Here is a 16640-nt window from a genome sequence, read left to right on the forward strand (position 1 = left end):
TTCTTCGTTGGCCCGCGTGAGCAGGCGTGGCTAATGGAAATCGGTAAGCCTGCGACACGCCGCGATCGGGTCGGGCCTGTCGGCAAGCTGGCGGGTGGCACGGACCACCCGCTGGAACATGTTGTTATGCGCCGACTACGGTCGGCCCTGCCTGAAGCGGTCTTGCCAGGTCAGGGCGCAACGCCTCGCCAGCGACGACCGGCGCGACACCGGCCTCGAACTCAGAGCGGAAGTACTTGATGGCACTGCCAAGCGGCTCCACCGCACCCGGTGCGTGGGCGCAGAAGGTACGGCCTGGGCCAAGGAAGTTGACCAGCCCCAGCAGGGTCTCGATGTCTTCGGCACGGCCCTGGCGGTTTTCCAGGGCGCGCAGCATCTTCACGCTCCATGGCAGGCCGTCACGGCAGGGTGTGCACCAGCCGCACGACTCACGGGCGAAGAACTCCTCCATGTTGCGCAGCAGCGAGACCATGCTGACGCTGTCGTCCACCGCCATGGCAAGGCCTGTGCCCATGCGGGTACCGACCTTGGCGATACCGCCTGCGTACATCTGCGCGTCCAGGTGCTCGGGCAGCAGGAAACCGGTGCCGGCGCCGCCCGGCTGCCAGCACTTGAGGCGGAAGCCGTCGCGCATGCCGCCAGCGTAGTCCTCGAACAGTTCGCGTGCGGTGACGCCAAACGGCAATTCCCACAGGCCTGGATTCTTGACCTTGCCGGAGAAGCCCATCAGCTTGGTGCCATGGTCTTCACTGCCTTCGCGGGCCAGCGACTTGTACCAGTCGTTGCCGTTGGCGACGATGGCCGGCACGTTGCACAGGGTCTCGACGTTGTTCACGCAGGTCGGCTTGCCCCATACACCCACGGCGGCAGGGAAGGGCGGCTTGGAACGCGGGTTGGCGCGGCGACCTTCGAGCGAGTTGATCAGCGCGGTTTCTTCGCCGCAGATGTAGCGGCCTGCACCGGTGTGCACGAACAGCTCGAAATCGAAACCGCTGCCCAGGACGTTCTTGCCCAGCAGGCCAGCGGCCTTGGCTTCATCGATGGCGCGGTTGAGGTTTTTCGCCGCAGTGGTGTATTCGCCGCGCAGGAAGATGTAGCCGCGGTAGGCCTTCAGCGCGCGGGCGCTGATCAGCATGCCTTCGATCAGCAGATGGGGCTGTTGCTCCATCAGCATGCGGTCCTTCCAGGTGTTGGGCTCCATTTCATCGGCGTTACACAGCAGGTAACGGATGTTCATGGATTCATCCTTGGGCATCAGGCCCCACTTCACCCCGGTGGGGAAGCCAGCGCCACCACGGCCCTTGAGGCCGGAGTCCTTGACGCTTTGCACGATCTCGTCAGCCGACATCTGCGCCAGCGCCTTGCGGGCAGCGGCGTAGCCGTTCTTCGATTCGTACTCGGCCAGCCAGACCGGCTCGCCGTCTTCACGCAGGCGCCAGGTCAGCGGATGGGTCTCAGCCGAGCGCGCGATGCGGTTGGCCGGGCCGAAGGAAGTGATGGTCATGCGTAACCCTCCAGCAGCTTGGAGACGCCAGCAGGCTGCACGTCGCCAAAGGTGTCGTCGTCGATCATCAGCGCCGGGGCCTTGTCGCAGTTTCCAAGGCAGCAGACCGGCAGCAGGGTGAAGCGGCCATCGGCAGTGGTTTGCCCCAAACCAATGCCCAGCTCGCTCTGGATCTGGCTGACCACCGACTCGTGGCCGCCGATGTAGCACACCATGCTGTCGCACACGCGGATGATGTGGCGGCCCACCGGCTGGCGGAAGATCTGGCTGTAGAAGGTGGCGACGCCTTCGACGTCGCTGGCCGGGATACCCAGCACCTCGCCGATGGCGTGAATGGCGCCGTCCGGCACCCAGCCACGGGCTTTCTGCACGATCTTGAGGGCTTCGATGGACGCCGCACGCGGGTCCTCGTAGTGGTGCATTTCATGCTCGATGGCCGAGCGCTCGGTTTCGCTCAGGGCGAAACGGTCTGTCTGGATAAGCGTGCTGTTCATGCTTAGCGGTCCACGTCAGCCATAACGAAGTCGATACTGCCCAGGTACGCAATGAGGTCGGCAACCATGCTGCCTTTGATCACCGAAGGGATCTGCTGCAGGTGCGGGTAGCTCGGGGTGCGGATCCGGGTGCGGTAGCTCATGGTGCCGCCGTCGCTCGTCAGGTAGTAACTGTTGATGCCTTTGGTCGCCTCGATCATCTGGAACGACTCGTTGGCCGGCATGACCGGGCCCCACGACACTTGCAGGAAGTGGGTGATCAAGGTCTCGATGTGCTGCAGGGTGCGCTCTTTGGGCGGCGGCGTGGTCAGCGGGTGGTCCGCCTTGTACGGGCCTTCCGGCATGTTGCGCAGGCACTGGTCGATGATGCGGATACTCTGGCGCATCTCCTCGACACGGACCATGCAGCGATCGTAGGCATCGCCGTTGTGGGCCAGCGGCACTTCGAACTCGAAGTTCTCGTAGCCGGAGTAAGGGCGCGCCTTGCGCAGGTCGAAGTCGCAACCGGTGGAGCGCAGGCCGGCACCCGTAGTGCCCCAGGCCAGCGCCTCTTGCGTGTTGTAGGCGGCCACGCCAATGGTACGGCCCTTGAGAATGCTGTTCTGCAGGGCGGCCTTGGTGTATTCGTCCAGGCGCTTGGGCAGCCACTCGACGAAATCCTTGACCAGCTTGTCCCAGCCACGCGGCAGGTCGTGGGCGACGCCGCCGATGCGGTACCAGGCCGGGTGCAGCCGGAAACCGGTGATCGCTTCGATCACCGTGTACGCGCGCTGGCGGTCGGTGAAGGTGAAGAACACCGGGGTCATGGCGCCCACGTCCTGGATGTAGGTGCCCAGGAACAGCAGGTGGCTGGTGATGCGGAAGAATTCGGCGAGCATGATGCGAATCACGTCGACCTTCTGCGGCACCTGGATGCCGGCCAGCTTTTCTACCGCCAGGACGTACGGCAGGTTGTTCATCACACCGCCGAGGTAGTCGATACGGTCGGTGTAGGGAATGAAGCTGTGCCAGGACTGACGCTCGGCCATCTTCTCGGCACCGCGGTGGTGGTAGCCGATGTCCGGTACGCAGTCGACGATTTCTTCACCATCGAGCTGCAGGACGATACGGAAGGCACCGTGGGCAGACGGGTGGTTGGGGCCAAGGTTGAGGAACATGTAGTCCTCGTTGGCGCCCTGACGTTTCATGCCCCAGGCTTCGGGGTTGAAGCGCGCCGACTCTTCCTCAAGCTGCTGCTTGGCCAGGGTCAGGCTGTAGGGATCGAACTCGGTGGCGCGGGCCGGGTAGTCCTTGCGCAGTGGGTGACCTTCCCAGGTCGGCGGCATCATGATGCGGCTCAGGTGCGGGTGGCCGGCAAAATCGATGCCGAACATGTCCCACACTTCACGCTCGTACCAGTTGGCGTTGGGCCAGATGCTGGTCACCGACGGCAGGTTCAGGTCGCCTTCGCTGAGCGAGACCTTGATCATCACATCGCTGTTACGCTCGATCGACAGCAGGTGGTAGAAAACGCTGAAGTCGGCGGCAGGCAGGCCACGGCGCTGGGTGCGCAGGCGTTCGTCGACCCCGTGCAGGTCGTACAGCATGCTGTAAGGCTTGGCCACGCCACGCAGGAAGCTCAGCACTTCCTTGAGTTGGGCGCGCTTGACCCACAGCACGGGCATACCGGTGCGGGTTTCCTGGGCGACGAATGCTTCGGCGCCAAAACGGTTGTGCAATTCGACGACCACATCTTGGTCGTTTGCCTTGTAGGGCGGAATGTAAATAGCGTTGTCCGCTGTCATGGTCTCGGTCGCTTTGGGTCAACGTTAAGAATGAAGCCAGGCCGCAGGCACCCTCGGGCACCGGCGGCAGGTCGCTGGATCAGACTTCGTCGGGGCTGCGCAGGTTGGTGACGGCAATGCGCTGTTCACGACGCAGCTCTTTCTGGGCAGGCATCTCGGCACGGTAAATGCCTTGATCACCCACGACCCAGGAAAGCGGACGTCGCTCTTGGCCGATCGACTCCTGCAGCAGCATCAAGCCTTGCAGGAAAGCCTCAGGGCGTGGCGGACAGCCGGGCACGTAGACGTCCACGGGGAGGAACTTGTCGACCCCCTGAACGACCGAGTAGATGTCGTACATGCCGCCGGAGTTGGCGCACGAACCCATGGAAATGACCCATTTGGGCTCGAGCATCTGCTCGTAGAGGCGCTGGATGATCGGCGCCATCTTGATGAAGCAGGTACCGGCAATGACCATGAAGTCGGCCTGGCGCGGCGAGGCCCGGATGACTTCGGCGCCGAAGCGGGCGATGTCGTGGGGCGCCGTGAAGGCCGTGGTCATTTCCACGTAGCAGCAGGACAGGCCGAAGTTGTACGGCCACAGGGAGTTCTTGCGGCCCCAGTTGACGGCGCCACGCAGCACATCTTCGAGCTTGCCCATGAAGATGTTCTTGTGGACCTGGTCTTCGAGCAGTTGATCGGTGACGGTTTCCCGTTCACCAACCGGATACTGCTCGTTGGGTGCGTCCGGATCGATTCTGGTGAGATTGTATTGCATGCCAAAGCCTCATTGTTTCAGCTTCGCTTGCCGCTTGCGGCGACCTTCGGGTGCCCAGTCAAGGGCCCCGACGCGCCATAGGTAGACAAGACCTGCCAACAGAATTGCTATGAAAACGAGTGCTTCGACGAACCCGGTCCAGCCGCTTTCGCGGACGGACACAGACCATGCAAAGAGAAAGAGGGCTTCGATATCGAAGATCACGAAGAGCATCGCGACCAGATAGAATTTTGCCGACAGGCGCAGGCGCGCGCTGCCGGTGGGCAGCATGCCGGATTCGAAGGGTTCGTTCTTGGCGCGGCCCCAGGCCTTGCTGCCGAGCAGGCTGGACAGGCCGAGCATGAAGGCGCACAGGCCGACGACACCCAGAAGGAAGATGGCAAAGCCCCAGTTGTGGGCGATGAGTCCTGCCGAATCGGACATGCTTTAAATCCTTATACAGAGACCCAGCTCTGCAGTCTGAAATAAGTGTAGAGCGGCGACGTGGTGTCGCACTTGCAGTGACCAAATGTCGCAGCTGAATCAATCCTGCTGATTTTATGGGTAAACCCGGGCCAAGTAAAATTTCCGTAGCAAATTTATTCGCAGGGTCAACAACATAATCAGCCTGTAACTGGCTGAAAGCCTTGAAATTCGGGCATTGCGCGCGCTTTTGTTAATTATGTTTCTTGCGAGTGGTAACGAATTACGAATGGAGTAATGATAATTAATATCATTTGGACTGATGCCTCTTATTTGGTCCGTTCTGCACCTTGTAAAGTTCATCTGCAGATTTCCTCTGCTTGCAAATGCGAAAAGCTCGTGTTCTAGCACTTATCGACACGCTGGGTACCGCCCTGGGTCAATACTAAAGCGCGTTTGCGGTGGTGGGGTCGCGCGTGGCGCTGTGCCTGCAAGCATAGACCAGGGTGCTCTGATTGCTCCTCGTCGTGGCTGCACGCGCTGGATAGGCAGGGCTCGCTCTAGGCGACATCGCACACGCAGAGCGGGCTCAGCGCCAGGTGCAGTTAGGCGCGGGGTCACTGGAATGTCGGATTTAACCCCTTCCCTGTAGGGCATTTCCCAAACATACTCTTGCCGCCTGTTTTCCGTTGCGGCTGCCCGGGTAGCGCTCTAGTCTCGGCCTGTCGTTGCTCATCAACGACACAGCTTTGACAGGCTGTGACGGTAAATAGTGCGCGGCTTTCCTATATGGTGGCTGTGCGTGCGGGCACGCTTGCGTGCGCCGGAACTTAGCTATTTCCGCCGGTCTGTCAACCCACGTACAGCTGCCGCCCTTCTGTTTGACAGCAGGTGGGTGGCCAGCCATAGAAGGTAAATAGCTATGTTGAAGATAGTCCCCGATCCACCTCGCATCTCTCATTCCCTCGAAGACACCCTGATCCAGGCCACCGACCACGCACTCTGCGCAGCGACCGTGGTGCATCAGGCCTTGCTCCAACAGCCCAAGTCACCTGCATCGATCCTCATGATGACCTCGATGCATGAACCCGAAGCGCTTCGGGCTTTGCTTGAGTCGGCCTTGATTCAGGTGCAGATGCCAGCCGGTGCCAAGCCTTTGCACTGAGGCTGATCGATGTGTAGCGACAGCTGGCCTTTGGCGGGTAAGTCCACGCCTACACAATCACCGCAGCCTGCAATGTTCCACATTGACGGCGGGAGCGGGTCTGCCCGCATCAGGGGTCGGCTATGCAGTCGGACATTTCCAGGGGATTCAAACATGACCACAGAAGACACCCAGTTCACCGTCGGTCAAACAACGTTTTGCCAAGGTGAAAACGGCACGCACGCGTTGTTTCGCATCGAGCCCGGCATACCGTGCCGGGATGCTCGCGAGCAGTCGTCAGAGTTGATGGGTTACGTTCGCGAACTGACCATCATCGGCTTGACGGAGGACAGGCCAATGATGATCTGGGCGGCCCACTACCTCAGCGCCATGGCCAAGGCATTGATGGATGACGCCGAACTGGGCATGGCGCACTGAGGTACTGTGCGGTCACATGTCTAGATGCAGTTTTGCATGGCGAGCGCTCAGCTGGCAGCTGAGTAGTCATTGCTTGATGCCTGCATGCCGTTGCAGGTGCAGTGCATGCCTGCTTGTGTCAGGTGCATGAGACAAAGCCCCAAGCTTAGGAAGCTTGGGGCTTTGTTCGGTTGCAACCCACTATCAGTGGAACTGCTCTTCCTCAGTCGAACCGGTGAGCGCAGTCACCGACGAAGCCCCGCCCTGAATCACGGTGGTCATGTCATCGAAGTAGCCCGTACCCACTTCCTGCTGATGCGCCACGAAGGTGTAACCCTTGCTGGCGTCGGCGAACTCCTGCTCCTGCAACTTCACGTAGGCGGTCATGTCGTTGCGAGCGTAGTCGTGCGCCAGGTTGAACATGCCATGCCACATGTTGTGGATGCCGGCCAGGGTGATGAACTGGTGCTTGTAGCCCATGGCCGACAGCTCGCGCTGGAATTTGGCGATGGTGGCATCGTCCAGGTTCTTCTTCCAGTTGAACGAAGGCGAGCAGTTGTACGACAGGATCTGGTCCGGGTACTCCTTCTTGATCGCTTCGGCAAAGCGGCGGGCTTCGTCCAGATCCGGCTTGGCGGTCTCGCACCAGATCAGGTCGGCGTACGGGGCGTAGGCCAGGCCGCGGGCGATGGCCTGGTCTAGCCCTGCGCGCACTTTGTAGAAGCCTTCGCGGGTGCGCTCGCCGATCACGAACGGCTGATCGTAGGGGTCGCAGTCACTGGTCAGCAGGTCGGCGGCGTTAGCGTCGGTACGGGCCAGGATGATCGTTGGTACGCCCGAAACGTCGGCTGCCAGGCGTGCGGCGACCAGCTTTTGCACGGCTTCCTGGGTCGGCACCAGCACCTTGCCGCCCATGTGGCCGCATTTTTTCACCGAGGCCAGCTGGTCTTCGAAGTGCACGCCCGCAGCGCCTGCTTCGATCATGTTCTTCATCAGCTCGTAGGCGTTGAGCACGCCGCCAAAACCGGCTTCGGCATCCGCCACGATGGGCGCGAAGTAGTCGATATAGCCTTCATCGCCTGGGTTCTTGCCAGCCTTCCACTGAATCTGGTCGGCGCGGCGGAAGGAGTTGTTGATGCGCTTGACCACCGTCGGCACGGAGTCGACCGGGTACAGCGACTGGTCGGGGTACATGGACTCGGCGGAGTTGTTGTCGGCAGCTACCTGCCAGCCCGACAGGTAGATGGCCTGGATGCCTGCCTTGACCTGCTGCACGGCCTGGCCGCCGGTGAGGGCGCCCATGCAGTTGACGAAATCTTTTTCCGGGCGGAACGATGGATGTGCACCTTGGGTAACCAGCTTCCACAGCTTTTCTGCACCCAGGCGGGCCAGGGTGTGCTCCGGCTGCAGGGAGCCACGCAGGCGAACGACATCGGCGGCGGTGTAGGTACGGGTCACGCCTTTCCAGCGCGGGTTTTCGGCCCAGTCTTTCTCAAGGGCTGCAATTTGCTGTTCGCGTGTCAGTGCCATGGAAGTAAACCTCGTCGCATCGATCTTGGGTTAATTGTGCGGATGCTCGGGGCAGATCAGGGCGCTGGCGGCAGTCCTGTTAAAGCAGGTACGGCGGCATCGGGCAAGGATGAGGGGTAAGGCGGGCAGTCAGGTCCATCGGTGCCCCGGCAGGTCGGCTCGTGGATGCCTCGCTGCGGTGCTACGCGAATGCTGTGACGGCGGTGACGCACTTGAGTCCCTCGCAACCACTTGCTCGTTGCAGTCGCCACCTCGTCGAACCGCCTTGTGGGCTGTACGGACACAGGGCGCCTCCAAGGTGACAGAGGGCGCCCCGAAGGCCCTTGCCAGGGCCCCTGATTAGCGGGAGCGAGGCCATCATGCCCTCGTGAAAAAGTGCCTGTCAAACGTTTTGTAGTGCTTTTTTAGGTCTACTACATCTTTGGTCTAATACGACTCATCAGTCAGTTCAGAGGCCTTTGGTCGAGGCCGCAGACTGTCTGGGATCAGTCCAAAACATCGACTTTCACTCGCACTGTCATGTTTTTTCCCCGCTCGGTGCTGTAGATATGGCTTGCGCTGCTGAAACCGGCCTGACTCTGCTGGTTGTACCCGGCCATATCGATCCACTCGCCAACCTTGCCGGTCAAGGTTGTGTCGGTGCTTTGAACATCCACTACATCTGCACGTTCGCGGCTGATACGATCATTATTGGTGCTGATCTGTAGGCGAACGGTGTCCCCAGTAAGCATCGGCGTTACGTAAAAACCTTGGGTGACATTGCGGTATTGGGTGTCGCTCTGCACGCGCCCGTATCCATCGGTGCTGGAGCTGGTGACGGGGATGCTCTGGCCGACCTGAATCAGCGCTGGTTGGCCTTCGCTGGCCTGGATCTGCTGTACGCCGCCGTCGCGGTTGGAGGTGCCGTGGCGGATGATCCTGGCGTTGCCGCGGGTATCCTGAAATTGGCTGTCGCTGGTGTCGACGCTGATCAGCAAGCGCTTGGCGGCCGTGTCCAGTTGCTTGAGCACGTTACGCAGCTCGCCGATGCGTTGTGGGCTGGCATTGACGATGAGCTTGTTCTCGAAGGCACTGACGGTGCCGTCCTGGCCGATGAAGGCTTGCGCGGGCGCCAGCAATTCGGCGCTGCTGCGGTACTGCAGCGGCACGACCTCAGTCTCGGCCTGTGCGGCCAGGCTGGCCAGCATTGCCAGCGAGATGAAAAGCGGGCGTGTGGACATGGGCAGGTCTCCGTAAAAGGTGAGTGTAATCGCTGCATCGGCAGCGCCTGGACTTCCTGAGCTATTTCGCAGCAATTAATTCCTGGATCGTCAGTGGTGCCATCTTGGACCTCGGCTTCCACAAGGAGGGTCCCGAAGGACAGGGCAGCGGCTGAACCTTGGCAGGGGTCGTGGGTCGCAATCACAGGCCATCCGGGGGCGACTGTCATGAAACGCTGGTTCATCGTATGGGGGTGCTTGTGGAGCGCCGGTTTGCAGGCAGCGCCTGATGTGCTGCGCATCCAGCACCTGCAACGCTGCGGTGATGTATTGAGTACTGAGCGCCAGCAGTGGTGCCTGCGCGTGACGGGGCTGGGTGAACAGCCGCCAACATTCAAGGTTGGGGGTGTGACAGTGCCTGCTAAAGCGTTGGAGCGCCAAGGTGACACGTTCACGCTGACCCTTGGAGACCAGCCTGGACCGAGTGCGCCGTTGTGGCTGGAGGTCAACGGGCAGGCCAGCAACCCTGTGTGGTTGACTCGTCAACGCAGTCATGTGGTCGCCGCAGGCCCCGATGAGGTGGCCAAGAACATGGACGGCCTGACCACCTACCTGAATCTGGTCAGTGTGCTGGTAGAAGAGAAATACGACGGTCTGCACGAGGCCAGGCGCATTGCCGAAAAGTACGGCGCGCAGGTGGTGGGCGCCATAGCGCCGCTGAACGTCTACCAGTTGCGCTTGCCGGTGCACGACCTGGTGCAACGGGACGCCATGATCCTGCGCATGGGCACGGAGGTCAGTGTCGATGCGGTGATCGTGGAAGAGTCGGCTCCCGAACGGGGCGAGGAGGGGGACGACCGCGCCGAACCAGCTATCACCCAGGCCGATGAATGGGCCGCGAACCGCTTCATGGACGCCTTGTACTACTATCAGCGCCGCATCCCTGCCTCCAGAATCCCTGTCCAGCCTGTGCGTGTGGGTGTGATCGAGAGGGGTGTGGACTTCGGTGCAGCTGGCTTCACGCGTTATCGCGGCGCCTGCGAGCACGGGCAGACGTGCGTGTATGCCAGGGACGGCAGCGAGTCTGCTAGCCATGGCACTCATGTGGCGGGCATTTTCGCCGCCCAGGATGAAGGCTTTCTCGCTGGGCTGGGCAAGGCAAGCCCGGGGTTCGATGTGATCGTCGACCGTAATTCCGACGCCGGTATCACGGCCAATATCGCCGCATCCGTCAACCTGGTGCAGGACGGTGTGCGGGTGCTGAACTGGAGTTGGGGCATTCACCGGGTAGGTGCCCGTAACATCAAGGGAGATGAGGTCGACTCGCTGGTCCGTTCCGGGCTGGCCATGAGCGGTTATGAAGAGCTGCTGGAGGAGTTTTTCCTGTGGCTGCGGGCCAAGCATCCAGATGTCATCGTGGTGAATTCCGCGGGTAATGGGGCTTCGTGGTCGGGCACGGACGAATACCGATTGCCGTCGTCCTTCGTCACCGAACAGTTGCTGGTGGTGGGCGGCCATCAGCGCAGTGAGCACGCTGTACCCGTCAGTGACCCGCGGCATGTGCGCAAGCGCCACAGCTCCAACATCGACAGCCGTGTGGATGTCAGCGCCGCCGCATGCCTGCGCCCCTCCGGCGAAGCCAAACCCCATTGCGGCACGTCCTATGCCACGCCTTTGGTGGCGGCCACCGTGGCCGCGATGCTGTCGATCAACCCGGCGCTGACCCCGACGCAGGTGCGTATGCTGCTACGTCGCAGTGCGCTGACCCTTGGCGAGCAGCAGGATTTCGAGGCGATGGATGCCGAGGACTTGACTGCCCCCATTTTGCCGTCGGAGCGAGGCGGGCGCCTGGATGACCCGGACCTTGGGCGTTCTGCGCGCCTGGACATGCAGCGTGCCCTGGATTTGGCGGTGCAGAGCCGCGATCGGGTGCGCTGATCGGTGGCTCCTGGCTGACAAATTCCGTAACATCGCGCCTTTGTTTTCGCACTCCGTCCGTTCTGGACCGTCACCCAGGAATTCCATGAAACCCGTTCGCCTACGTGCCGACCTGCTGGCCGGCTTGACCACCTCGTTTGCCCTCGTGCCCGAATGCATCGCGTTCGCCTTGGTGGCACACCTCAACCCCTTGATGGGCCTTTATGGCGCATTCGTCATTTGCACGCTGACCGCGCTGTTCGGCGGCCGGCCGGGGATGATTTCCGGTGCTGCGGGCTCGATGGCTGTCGTGATCGTCGCTCTGGTGGTGCAGCACGGCGCGCAATACCTGCTGGCCACGGTGTTGCTCGGGGGCGTGGTGATGATCCTGTTCGGCGTGTTGCGTCTGGGCAAACTGGTCAGGCTGGTGCCGTACCCGGTAATGCTCGGCTTCGTCAATGGTCTTGCGATCGTCATTGCCATGGCCCAGCTTGAGCATTTCAAGCAAGGCGAGCGCTGGCTGCACGGGGTGCCCTTGTACCTGATGGTCGGCCTGGTGGCCTTGACGATGGCGGTGGTCTACATTCTGCCCAGGCTCACCCGCGCCGTGCCTCCGGCGTTGGTTGCGATCCTGGGCGTAGGCCTGTTGGTGTACCTGTTCGACCTGCCGACCCGCACCCTGGGTGACATGGCCCACATTGCCGGTGGCCTTCCGCAGCTGGCTTGGCCGGCGGTGCCCTGGACCCTTGAAACTTTGCAGATCATTGCCCCTTATGCCGTATTGATGGCCATGGTGGGCCTGCTCGAAACCCTGCTCACCCTCAACCTGACGGACGAGATCACCGAAAGCCGCGGCTTTCCGGACCGCGAGTGCGTGGCGCTTGGGGCGGCCAATATGGTGTCGGGATTGTGCGGCGGCATGGGTGGATGCGCCATGATCGGTCAGACGGTGATCAACCTCAGTTCCGGTGGGCGAGGGCGGCTATCAGGGGTGATGGCCGGGGTGATGATCCTGTTGTTCGTGCTGTTCCTTTCGCCATTGATCGAACGTATCCCCTTGGCGGCCCTGGTGGGTGTCATGTTCGTGGTCGCGCAACAGACGTTCGCCTGGGCGTCGCTGCGGGTGCTGCACAAGGTGCCGGTGAACGACATGCTAGCGATCATCGCCGTCACCGTGGTGACTGTGTTCACCGACCTGGCCATGGCCGTGCTGTTCGGCATCGTGATCGCGGCGGTGAACTTTGCTTGGCAGCATGCGCGCGAACTGTACGCCGACAGCCATGAGGACGAGCACGGGCACAAGCGTTATCAGGTGCACGGCACCTTGTTCTTCGCCTCGACCGCGCCGTTCCTGAACCAGTTCGACCCGGCCAATGACCCGGCCGAGGTGACCTTGGACTGCCAGCACCTGAGCTTTGTGGACTATTCGGCCATTGCCGCGCTGAAAACCTTGCGCGAGCGCTATGCCAAAGTCGGCAAGCACCTGCGGGTGGTGCATTTGTCCGAACGTTGCAAGAAGCTGCTCAAGCGGGCCGGCGAACAGCACTGAGGCGGCGGCCCCCCGCATGGGCCGCAGGCCAGAGCTTCAGTCAGCCGGGGCCTGCAGGTGCCACTGTCCGTCCGCTTCATGGGCCAGCCCGCTGGCGGGCAGCAGGGCGAGCAGGCGCGGGTGCAGCGCTGCATCCGTGAAGGTCTGTACGGTGGTCAGGTCGAGGATGCCGGACAGCGTCAGATCCACCTTGGTGTACGACAGCCAGGCCTTTTTCAGGACTTGCGCCACGTCGCTGGCGGCGGTACTGGCGAAGCGGCGATGCCATGGCCGGCCGTCGAACGAGAATGTGTGCGCCAGGGCGTAGCTCGTCTGGTCGGCGCCTTCAAGGCAACGGTGGCAGCGGCAGGGCCCCTCGCCAAACGCATTGCGCAGATAGCTGTTGAAATCGACCACCGGCTTGAGGGACAGGCGTTTGTCGACGTCGAACAGGTCGGCGATCATGGGTTCTTCAGCGCTCACTCGGGATCCTCTTATGCTAGGGCGTGTATCGGCCGGCACCCTAACAGATCGTTGCGAGCAGATCACCTGTGTTGGCCTGCACCGCGGCGGTTCGGCGGGCGAACGCTAGAGACAAGGCGCGGCCGCTGCCGTACTCTACGCGCCCCTATGCCCACCCACGTTTCGAGGTAGACCCGCTTGAGCAACCAGTACCCGTACATCGCCACCATCACCATCAGCGCCGAAGACCGAGGCGGCGACATCGAAGCCTCGGAAAACGCCAGCATGCGCGTGGGCCTGGAAGCGGTGACCGAGACCCTCAAGAAGGTGCATTTCGTCGGTACGCTGGCCGCTCCGGAAAAGAACGCCACGCACATCTGCGTGACCCTGGAGAATGGCCTGACCTACTACGGCCCGATCGTCAACGGCCACGCCGAACTCGAAGGCGGCTGGATTGCCTTCGAGTCCGATATGCTTACCCCGCAAGAGCTGGGTCTCTAAGCCCCTCTTCAGGAGCCAAGCTCGGCAAGGCACTGCTCGAGAATATCCAAGCCTTCCTCGAGCACGTAGGCCTCGATGGTCAGCGGTGCCAGCAGGCGTATGATGTGCCGTGCCTTGCCGCTGGGCATCAGCAGCAGACCTTTTGCGCGTGCCGCTTCCATCACCTTGCTCAGTTGCGCCGGTGCCGGGCTGCCGTCGGCATTGACGAGCTCGATCCCGCGCATGGCGCCGACGCCGGTCAAGCGGCCGATGAACGGGCTCAGGTCTGTAGCCTTCCAGTGCTCGAAGCGGCGCACGATTGCCTGTTCCTGGCGTTCGCCCCAAGTCGCGATATTCTCGTCGGTCATCTGTGCCAGGCTGGCCAGGGCCGCTGCGCAGGCGATCGGGTTGCCTGAATAAGTGCCACCCAGGCCGCCCTTGGGCAGCGCTGCCATCAGTTCCTTGCGCCCGACCACCGCACCCAGCGGCATGCCGCCGGCAATGCTTTTGGCCAACAGCAGCAGATCGGGCTCAAGCCCTAAACGTGGGAAGGCGAAGCGCTGCCCGGTACGCCCGAAGCCCGACTGGATCTCGTCGATGATGATCAAGATGCCATGCTCGTCGCAGAAACGGCGCAGGGCCTGGGCGAACGTTGGGTCAAGGGCGAGGAACCCGCCTTCACCTTGCACCGGCTCGAAGATGAACGCCGCCACGTCCTCCACCGCCAGCTCGACGCTGAACAGGCGGTCCATGGCCTTGAGGGCCTGTTCGCAGGTAACCCCGGTGTCGGTGCTGGGGTAGGGCAGGTGGTACACCGGCCCCGGCAGCTCGCCGACCCGCTGCTTGTAAGGGGCCACCTTGCCATTGAGGCTCAGGGTGGCCAGGGTACGGCCATGGAAACCGCCATCGAAGGCGACGATGGCGCGCTTGCCGGTCGCTGCGCGGGCCACTTTCAGGGCGTTTTCGGCCGCCTCCGCGCCGCTGTTGGTCAGCATGCCGGCCAGCGGGTAAGCGACCGGGATGAATTGGCTCAGTTGCACCATCAGCTCAAGGTAAGGGGCATGTGGGGCTGCGTTGAAGGCGTAGTGAGTCAGGCGGCTGGCTTGTTCCTGTATGGCCTGTACGACCGCCGGATTGCAATGGCCCAGGTTCAGCACGCCAATGCCGCCTACGAAATCGATGTAGCGTTTCCCTCGGTCGTCCCATACCTCGGCGTTGCGGCCATGTGAAAGGGTGATGGGATGAACGATGGCGATGGATTGGCTGATGCAGTCGTGGTTCATGAGGCGGGGACCTGTGGGCGATGTACTGCCTATCCAAGCGCCTAGGGGTCAGGGGGTGCAAACGAATTATTGGATTGGTTTCATTCCTACGGTTCTTGATGTGTTCGAGGCTGTGATCAGTGGTGCACTGGTCATGCTCTTTGAACAACATGATTCACCCTTTTGCAAGGGAGGCTCATACGCCACGCTAGGGAACGTAGTCCACGTAGGAGGACGCTTAATCATTCCCTCAAGGAATTACGTACTGATAAAACGTCGTTTGTGACACCTCTGGCAAGTCTCAATACTTACCCGGATCAAAAAATGACCGTGCGATCCAGTCAGAGGGTTCAACATGGCTTCCCCGAACAACAAGAAACAGCGTTCCTTGCAACATGGCCTGACATCCCGTCAGGTATCGATGATTTCCATTGCCGGCATCATAGGCGCCGGGCTGTTCATTGGCTCCTCCAACGCCATCGCCACGGCAGGCCCGGCGATCCTCATTTCCTATGCCATGACCGGGCTGCTGGTGTTGCTGGTGATGCGCATGCTGGGCGAGATGGCCATCGCCAACCCCAACAGCGGTTCTTTTTCCACCTACGCCTCGCAGGCCATCGGCCCGTGGGCGGGCTTTACCATCGGCTGGCTGTACTGGTGGTTCTGGGTGCTGATCATTCCGGTCGAGGCCATCGCCGGCGCTGATATCCTACATGCCTACTTTCCCGGGGTGCCGTCCTGGCTGTTCGCCTTCCTGATCATGCTCGTGCTATCAGGTACCAACCTGATCAGCGTCAAGAACTTCGGCGCCTTCGAGTACTGGTTCGCGTTGATCAAGGTCGTGGCCATCGTTGCCTTCATCGTCGTATGTACCCTGGCGGTGACTGGCTTCTGGCCCTTGGCCGACGTGTCCGGGGTCAGCCGACTCTGGGATACCGGAGGCTTCATGCCCAACGGCTTTGGCACCGTACTGGGCGGTGTACTGATCACCATCTTTTCGTTCTTCGGCGCGGAGATCGTCACCATCGCTGCCGACGAAACGGCCAACCCCAAGGACAAGATCCGTCGTGCCACCAACCTGGTGGTGTATCGCATCGCGATCTTCTACCTGGCTTCGATCTTCCTGGTGGTTTCGCTGGTGGCCTGGAATGACCCAGGGCTCAAGGCAGTCGGCTCGTTCCAACGGGTCCTTGAGGTGCTGAACGTGCCTGGCGCCAAGCTGCTGGTGGACATGGTGGTGCTGGTGGCCGTGACCAGTTGCATGAACTCGGGGCTGTATACCGCCTCGCGCATGCTGTATTCGCTGGGCGCCCGCGGGCAGGCTCTGCCCATTACCCGGCGCATTGCAGGCTCCGGCGTGCCTACGGTCGCGGTGATCCTCTCGACGTTGGCAGGGTTTGCCGGGTGTCTGGTCAACTACGTGTTCCCAGGCAAGGTGTTCGGCTTTCTGCTGTCCACCACCGGTGCCATCGCGTTGCTGGTGTATCTGGTCATCGCCGTGTCCCAACTGCGCATGCGCGCGCGCGCGGAGCGCGAAGGGCGCTTGCTGGAGCTGAAGATGTGGTTGTTCCCCTGGCTCACCTGGCTGGTGATCGCCACCATCGTCCTGGTGCTGGGGTACATGTTGTTCAGCGATGCCTATCGGTACGAGACATTGATGACAGCCGGGGTCACGACGTTCATCCTCGTGGTGGCGCTGGCCAGGCGCCCAGGCAAGGCGAGCCTGCAAACCGCGTGACCTATCTGCTTTAATGAGGGCG

General features: G+C 61.7%; 15 protein-coding genes. 6 read left to right on the forward strand and 9 right to left on the reverse strand.

The features are described 5' to 3' along the window. Positions 1-124 precede the first annotated feature (124 nt). The 5 genes from nuoF to ACF8GB_RS04775 all read right to left on the reverse strand — a co-directional run bounded on the left by nuoF (position 125) and on the right by ACF8GB_RS04775 (position 4962). Positions 125-1504 carry an NADH-quinone oxidoreductase subunit NuoF gene (nuoF, locus tag ACF8GB_RS04755; protein ID WP_023534745.1) on the reverse strand — a complete coding sequence of 460 codons (1380 nt, stop codon included), beginning with the start codon at positions 1502-1504 and terminating at the stop codon, positions 125-127. Beyond that, positions 1501-1998: an NADH-quinone oxidoreductase subunit NuoE gene (gene nuoE, locus ACF8GB_RS04760; RefSeq protein ID WP_027916252.1), complete on the reverse strand. Its 498-nt coding sequence runs from the start codon at positions 1996-1998 to the stop codon at positions 1501-1503. The genes nuoF and nuoE overlap by 4 nt, the downstream gene beginning before the upstream one ends. Positions 1999-2000: 2 nt before the next feature. Further along, positions 2001-3782 carry an NADH-quinone oxidoreductase subunit C/D gene (gene nuoC, locus ACF8GB_RS04765; protein WP_023534867.1) on the reverse strand — a complete coding sequence of 594 codons (1782 nt, stop codon included), beginning with the start codon at positions 3780-3782 and terminating at the stop codon, positions 2001-2003. Positions 3783-3861: 79 nt separating this feature from the next. Then, positions 3862-4539, reverse strand: a complete 678-nt coding sequence (locus ACF8GB_RS04770) for an NADH-quinone oxidoreductase subunit B family protein (RefSeq protein ID WP_023534774.1) — start codon at positions 4537-4539, stop codon at positions 3862-3864. A gap of 9 nt (positions 4540-4548) precedes the next feature. Further along, positions 4549-4962, reverse strand: coding sequence for an NADH-quinone oxidoreductase subunit A (locus ACF8GB_RS04775; protein WP_008096178.1), 414 nt, complete (start codon positions 4960-4962; stop codon positions 4549-4551). A 901-nt stretch (positions 4963-5863) separates the two neighbouring features. Here ACF8GB_RS04775 and ACF8GB_RS04780 point away from each other — a divergent pair. Further along, complete coding sequence (locus ACF8GB_RS04780) at positions 5864-6106, forward strand: hypothetical protein (RefSeq protein WP_197844715.1); 243 nt, start codon at positions 5864-5866, stop codon at positions 6104-6106. Positions 6107-6259: 153 nt separating this feature from the next. Next, a complete protein-coding gene (locus ACF8GB_RS04785) occupies positions 6260-6523 on the forward strand; it encodes a DUF3077 domain-containing protein (RefSeq protein ID WP_058605078.1) in 264 nt (87 codons plus the stop codon). 183 nt (positions 6524-6706) lie between these two features. Here the strand turns inward: ACF8GB_RS04785 and aceA are convergent, their stop codons facing one another. Then, on the reverse strand, positions 6707-8032 hold the full coding sequence (gene aceA / locus ACF8GB_RS04790) for an isocitrate lyase (protein ID WP_023534769.1): 1326 nt from the start codon (positions 8030-8032) through the stop codon (positions 6707-6709). A gap of 485 nt (positions 8033-8517) precedes the next feature. Further along, a complete protein-coding gene (locus ACF8GB_RS04795; RefSeq protein ID WP_196186363.1) occupies positions 8518-9252 on the reverse strand; it encodes a secretin N-terminal domain-containing protein in 735 nt (244 codons plus the stop codon). 207 nt (positions 9253-9459) lie between these two features. Between ACF8GB_RS04795 and ACF8GB_RS04800 the strand changes: the two genes are divergently transcribed. Together ACF8GB_RS04800 and ACF8GB_RS04805 are read left to right on the forward strand one after the other, a co-directional pair. Next, entirely contained in the window at positions 9460-11169 is a 1710-nt protein-coding gene (locus ACF8GB_RS04800) for a S8/S53 family peptidase (RefSeq protein ID WP_196186364.1), read from the forward strand. Positions 11170-11254: 85 nt separating this feature from the next. Further along, a complete protein-coding gene (locus ACF8GB_RS04805; RefSeq protein WP_196186365.1) occupies positions 11255-12697 on the forward strand; it encodes a SulP family inorganic anion transporter in 1443 nt (480 codons plus the stop codon). A gap of 36 nt (positions 12698-12733) precedes the next feature. On the opposite strand, the gene ACF8GB_RS04810 is transcribed toward ACF8GB_RS04805, so the two are convergent. Next, a complete protein-coding gene (locus ACF8GB_RS04810) occupies positions 12734-13159 on the reverse strand; it encodes a hypothetical protein (RefSeq protein ID WP_078478317.1) in 426 nt (141 codons plus the stop codon). A 177-nt stretch (positions 13160-13336) separates the two neighbouring features. Between ACF8GB_RS04810 and ACF8GB_RS04815 the strand changes: the two genes are divergently transcribed. Then, positions 13337-13639 (forward strand): hypothetical protein, encoded by a 303-nt coding sequence (locus ACF8GB_RS04815; protein WP_027916244.1) that lies wholly within the window; start codon positions 13337-13339, stop codon positions 13637-13639. 8 nt (positions 13640-13647) lie between these two features. On the opposite strand, the gene ACF8GB_RS04820 is transcribed toward ACF8GB_RS04815, so the two are convergent. Continuing rightward, a complete protein-coding gene (locus ACF8GB_RS04820) occupies positions 13648-14901 on the reverse strand; it encodes an aspartate aminotransferase family protein (protein ID WP_392526646.1) in 1254 nt (417 codons plus the stop codon). A gap of 334 nt (positions 14902-15235) precedes the next feature. Between ACF8GB_RS04820 and ACF8GB_RS04825 the strand changes: the two genes are divergently transcribed. Beyond that, positions 15236-16618: an amino acid permease gene (locus tag ACF8GB_RS04825; RefSeq protein ID WP_100851900.1), complete on the forward strand. Its 1383-nt coding sequence runs from the start codon at positions 15236-15238 to the stop codon at positions 16616-16618. Positions 16619-16640 lie beyond the last annotated feature (22 nt).

This window comes from Pseudomonas sp. xss_4 (genome assembly GCF_043104125.1).
Lineage (GTDB): Bacteria > Pseudomonadota > Gammaproteobacteria > Pseudomonadales > Pseudomonadaceae > Aquipseudomonas > Aquipseudomonas parafulva_B.

Excerpts from the sequence above, each read along its gene's own strand:
- ACF8GB_RS04775 (WP_008096178.1), bottom strand. The coding sequence starts at position 4,962 with ATGTCCGATTCGGCAGGACTCATCGCCCACAACTGGGGCTTTGCCATC.
- ACF8GB_RS04825 (WP_100851900.1), top strand. The coding sequence starts at position 15,236 with ATGGCTTCCCCGAACAACAAGAAACAGCGTTCCTTGCAACATGGCCTG.
- aceA (WP_023534769.1), bottom strand. The coding sequence starts at position 8,032 with ATGGCACTGACACGCGAACAGCAAATTGCAGCCCTTGAGAAAGACTGG.
- ACF8GB_RS04770 (WP_023534774.1), bottom strand. The coding sequence starts at position 4,539 with ATGCAATACAATCTCACCAGAATCGATCCGGACGCACCCAACGAGCAG.
- nuoC (WP_023534867.1), bottom strand. The coding sequence starts at position 3,782 with ATGACAGCGGACAACGCTATTTACATTCCGCCCTACAAGGCAAACGAC.
- ACF8GB_RS04780 (WP_197844715.1), top strand. The coding sequence starts at position 5,864 with ATGTTGAAGATAGTCCCCGATCCACCTCGCATCTCTCATTCCCTCGAA.
- ACF8GB_RS04795 (WP_196186363.1), bottom strand. The coding sequence starts at position 9,252 with ATGTCCACACGCCCGCTTTTCATCTCGCTGGCAATGCTGGCCAGCCTG.
- ACF8GB_RS04800 (WP_196186364.1), top strand. The coding sequence starts at position 9,460 with ATGAAACGCTGGTTCATCGTATGGGGGTGCTTGTGGAGCGCCGGTTTG.
- nuoE (WP_027916252.1), bottom strand. The coding sequence starts at position 1,998 with ATGAACAGCACGCTTATCCAGACAGACCGTTTCGCCCTGAGCGAAACC.
- ACF8GB_RS04785 (WP_058605078.1), top strand. The coding sequence starts at position 6,260 with ATGACCACAGAAGACACCCAGTTCACCGTCGGTCAAACAACGTTTTGC.
- nuoF (WP_023534745.1), bottom strand. The coding sequence starts at position 1,504 with ATGACCATCACTTCCTTCGGCCCGGCCAACCGCATCGCGCGCTCGGCT.
- ACF8GB_RS04805 (WP_196186365.1), top strand. The coding sequence starts at position 11,255 with ATGAAACCCGTTCGCCTACGTGCCGACCTGCTGGCCGGCTTGACCACC.
- ACF8GB_RS04820 (WP_392526646.1), bottom strand. The coding sequence starts at position 14,901 with ATGAACCACGACTGCATCAGCCAATCCATCGCCATCGTTCATCCCATC.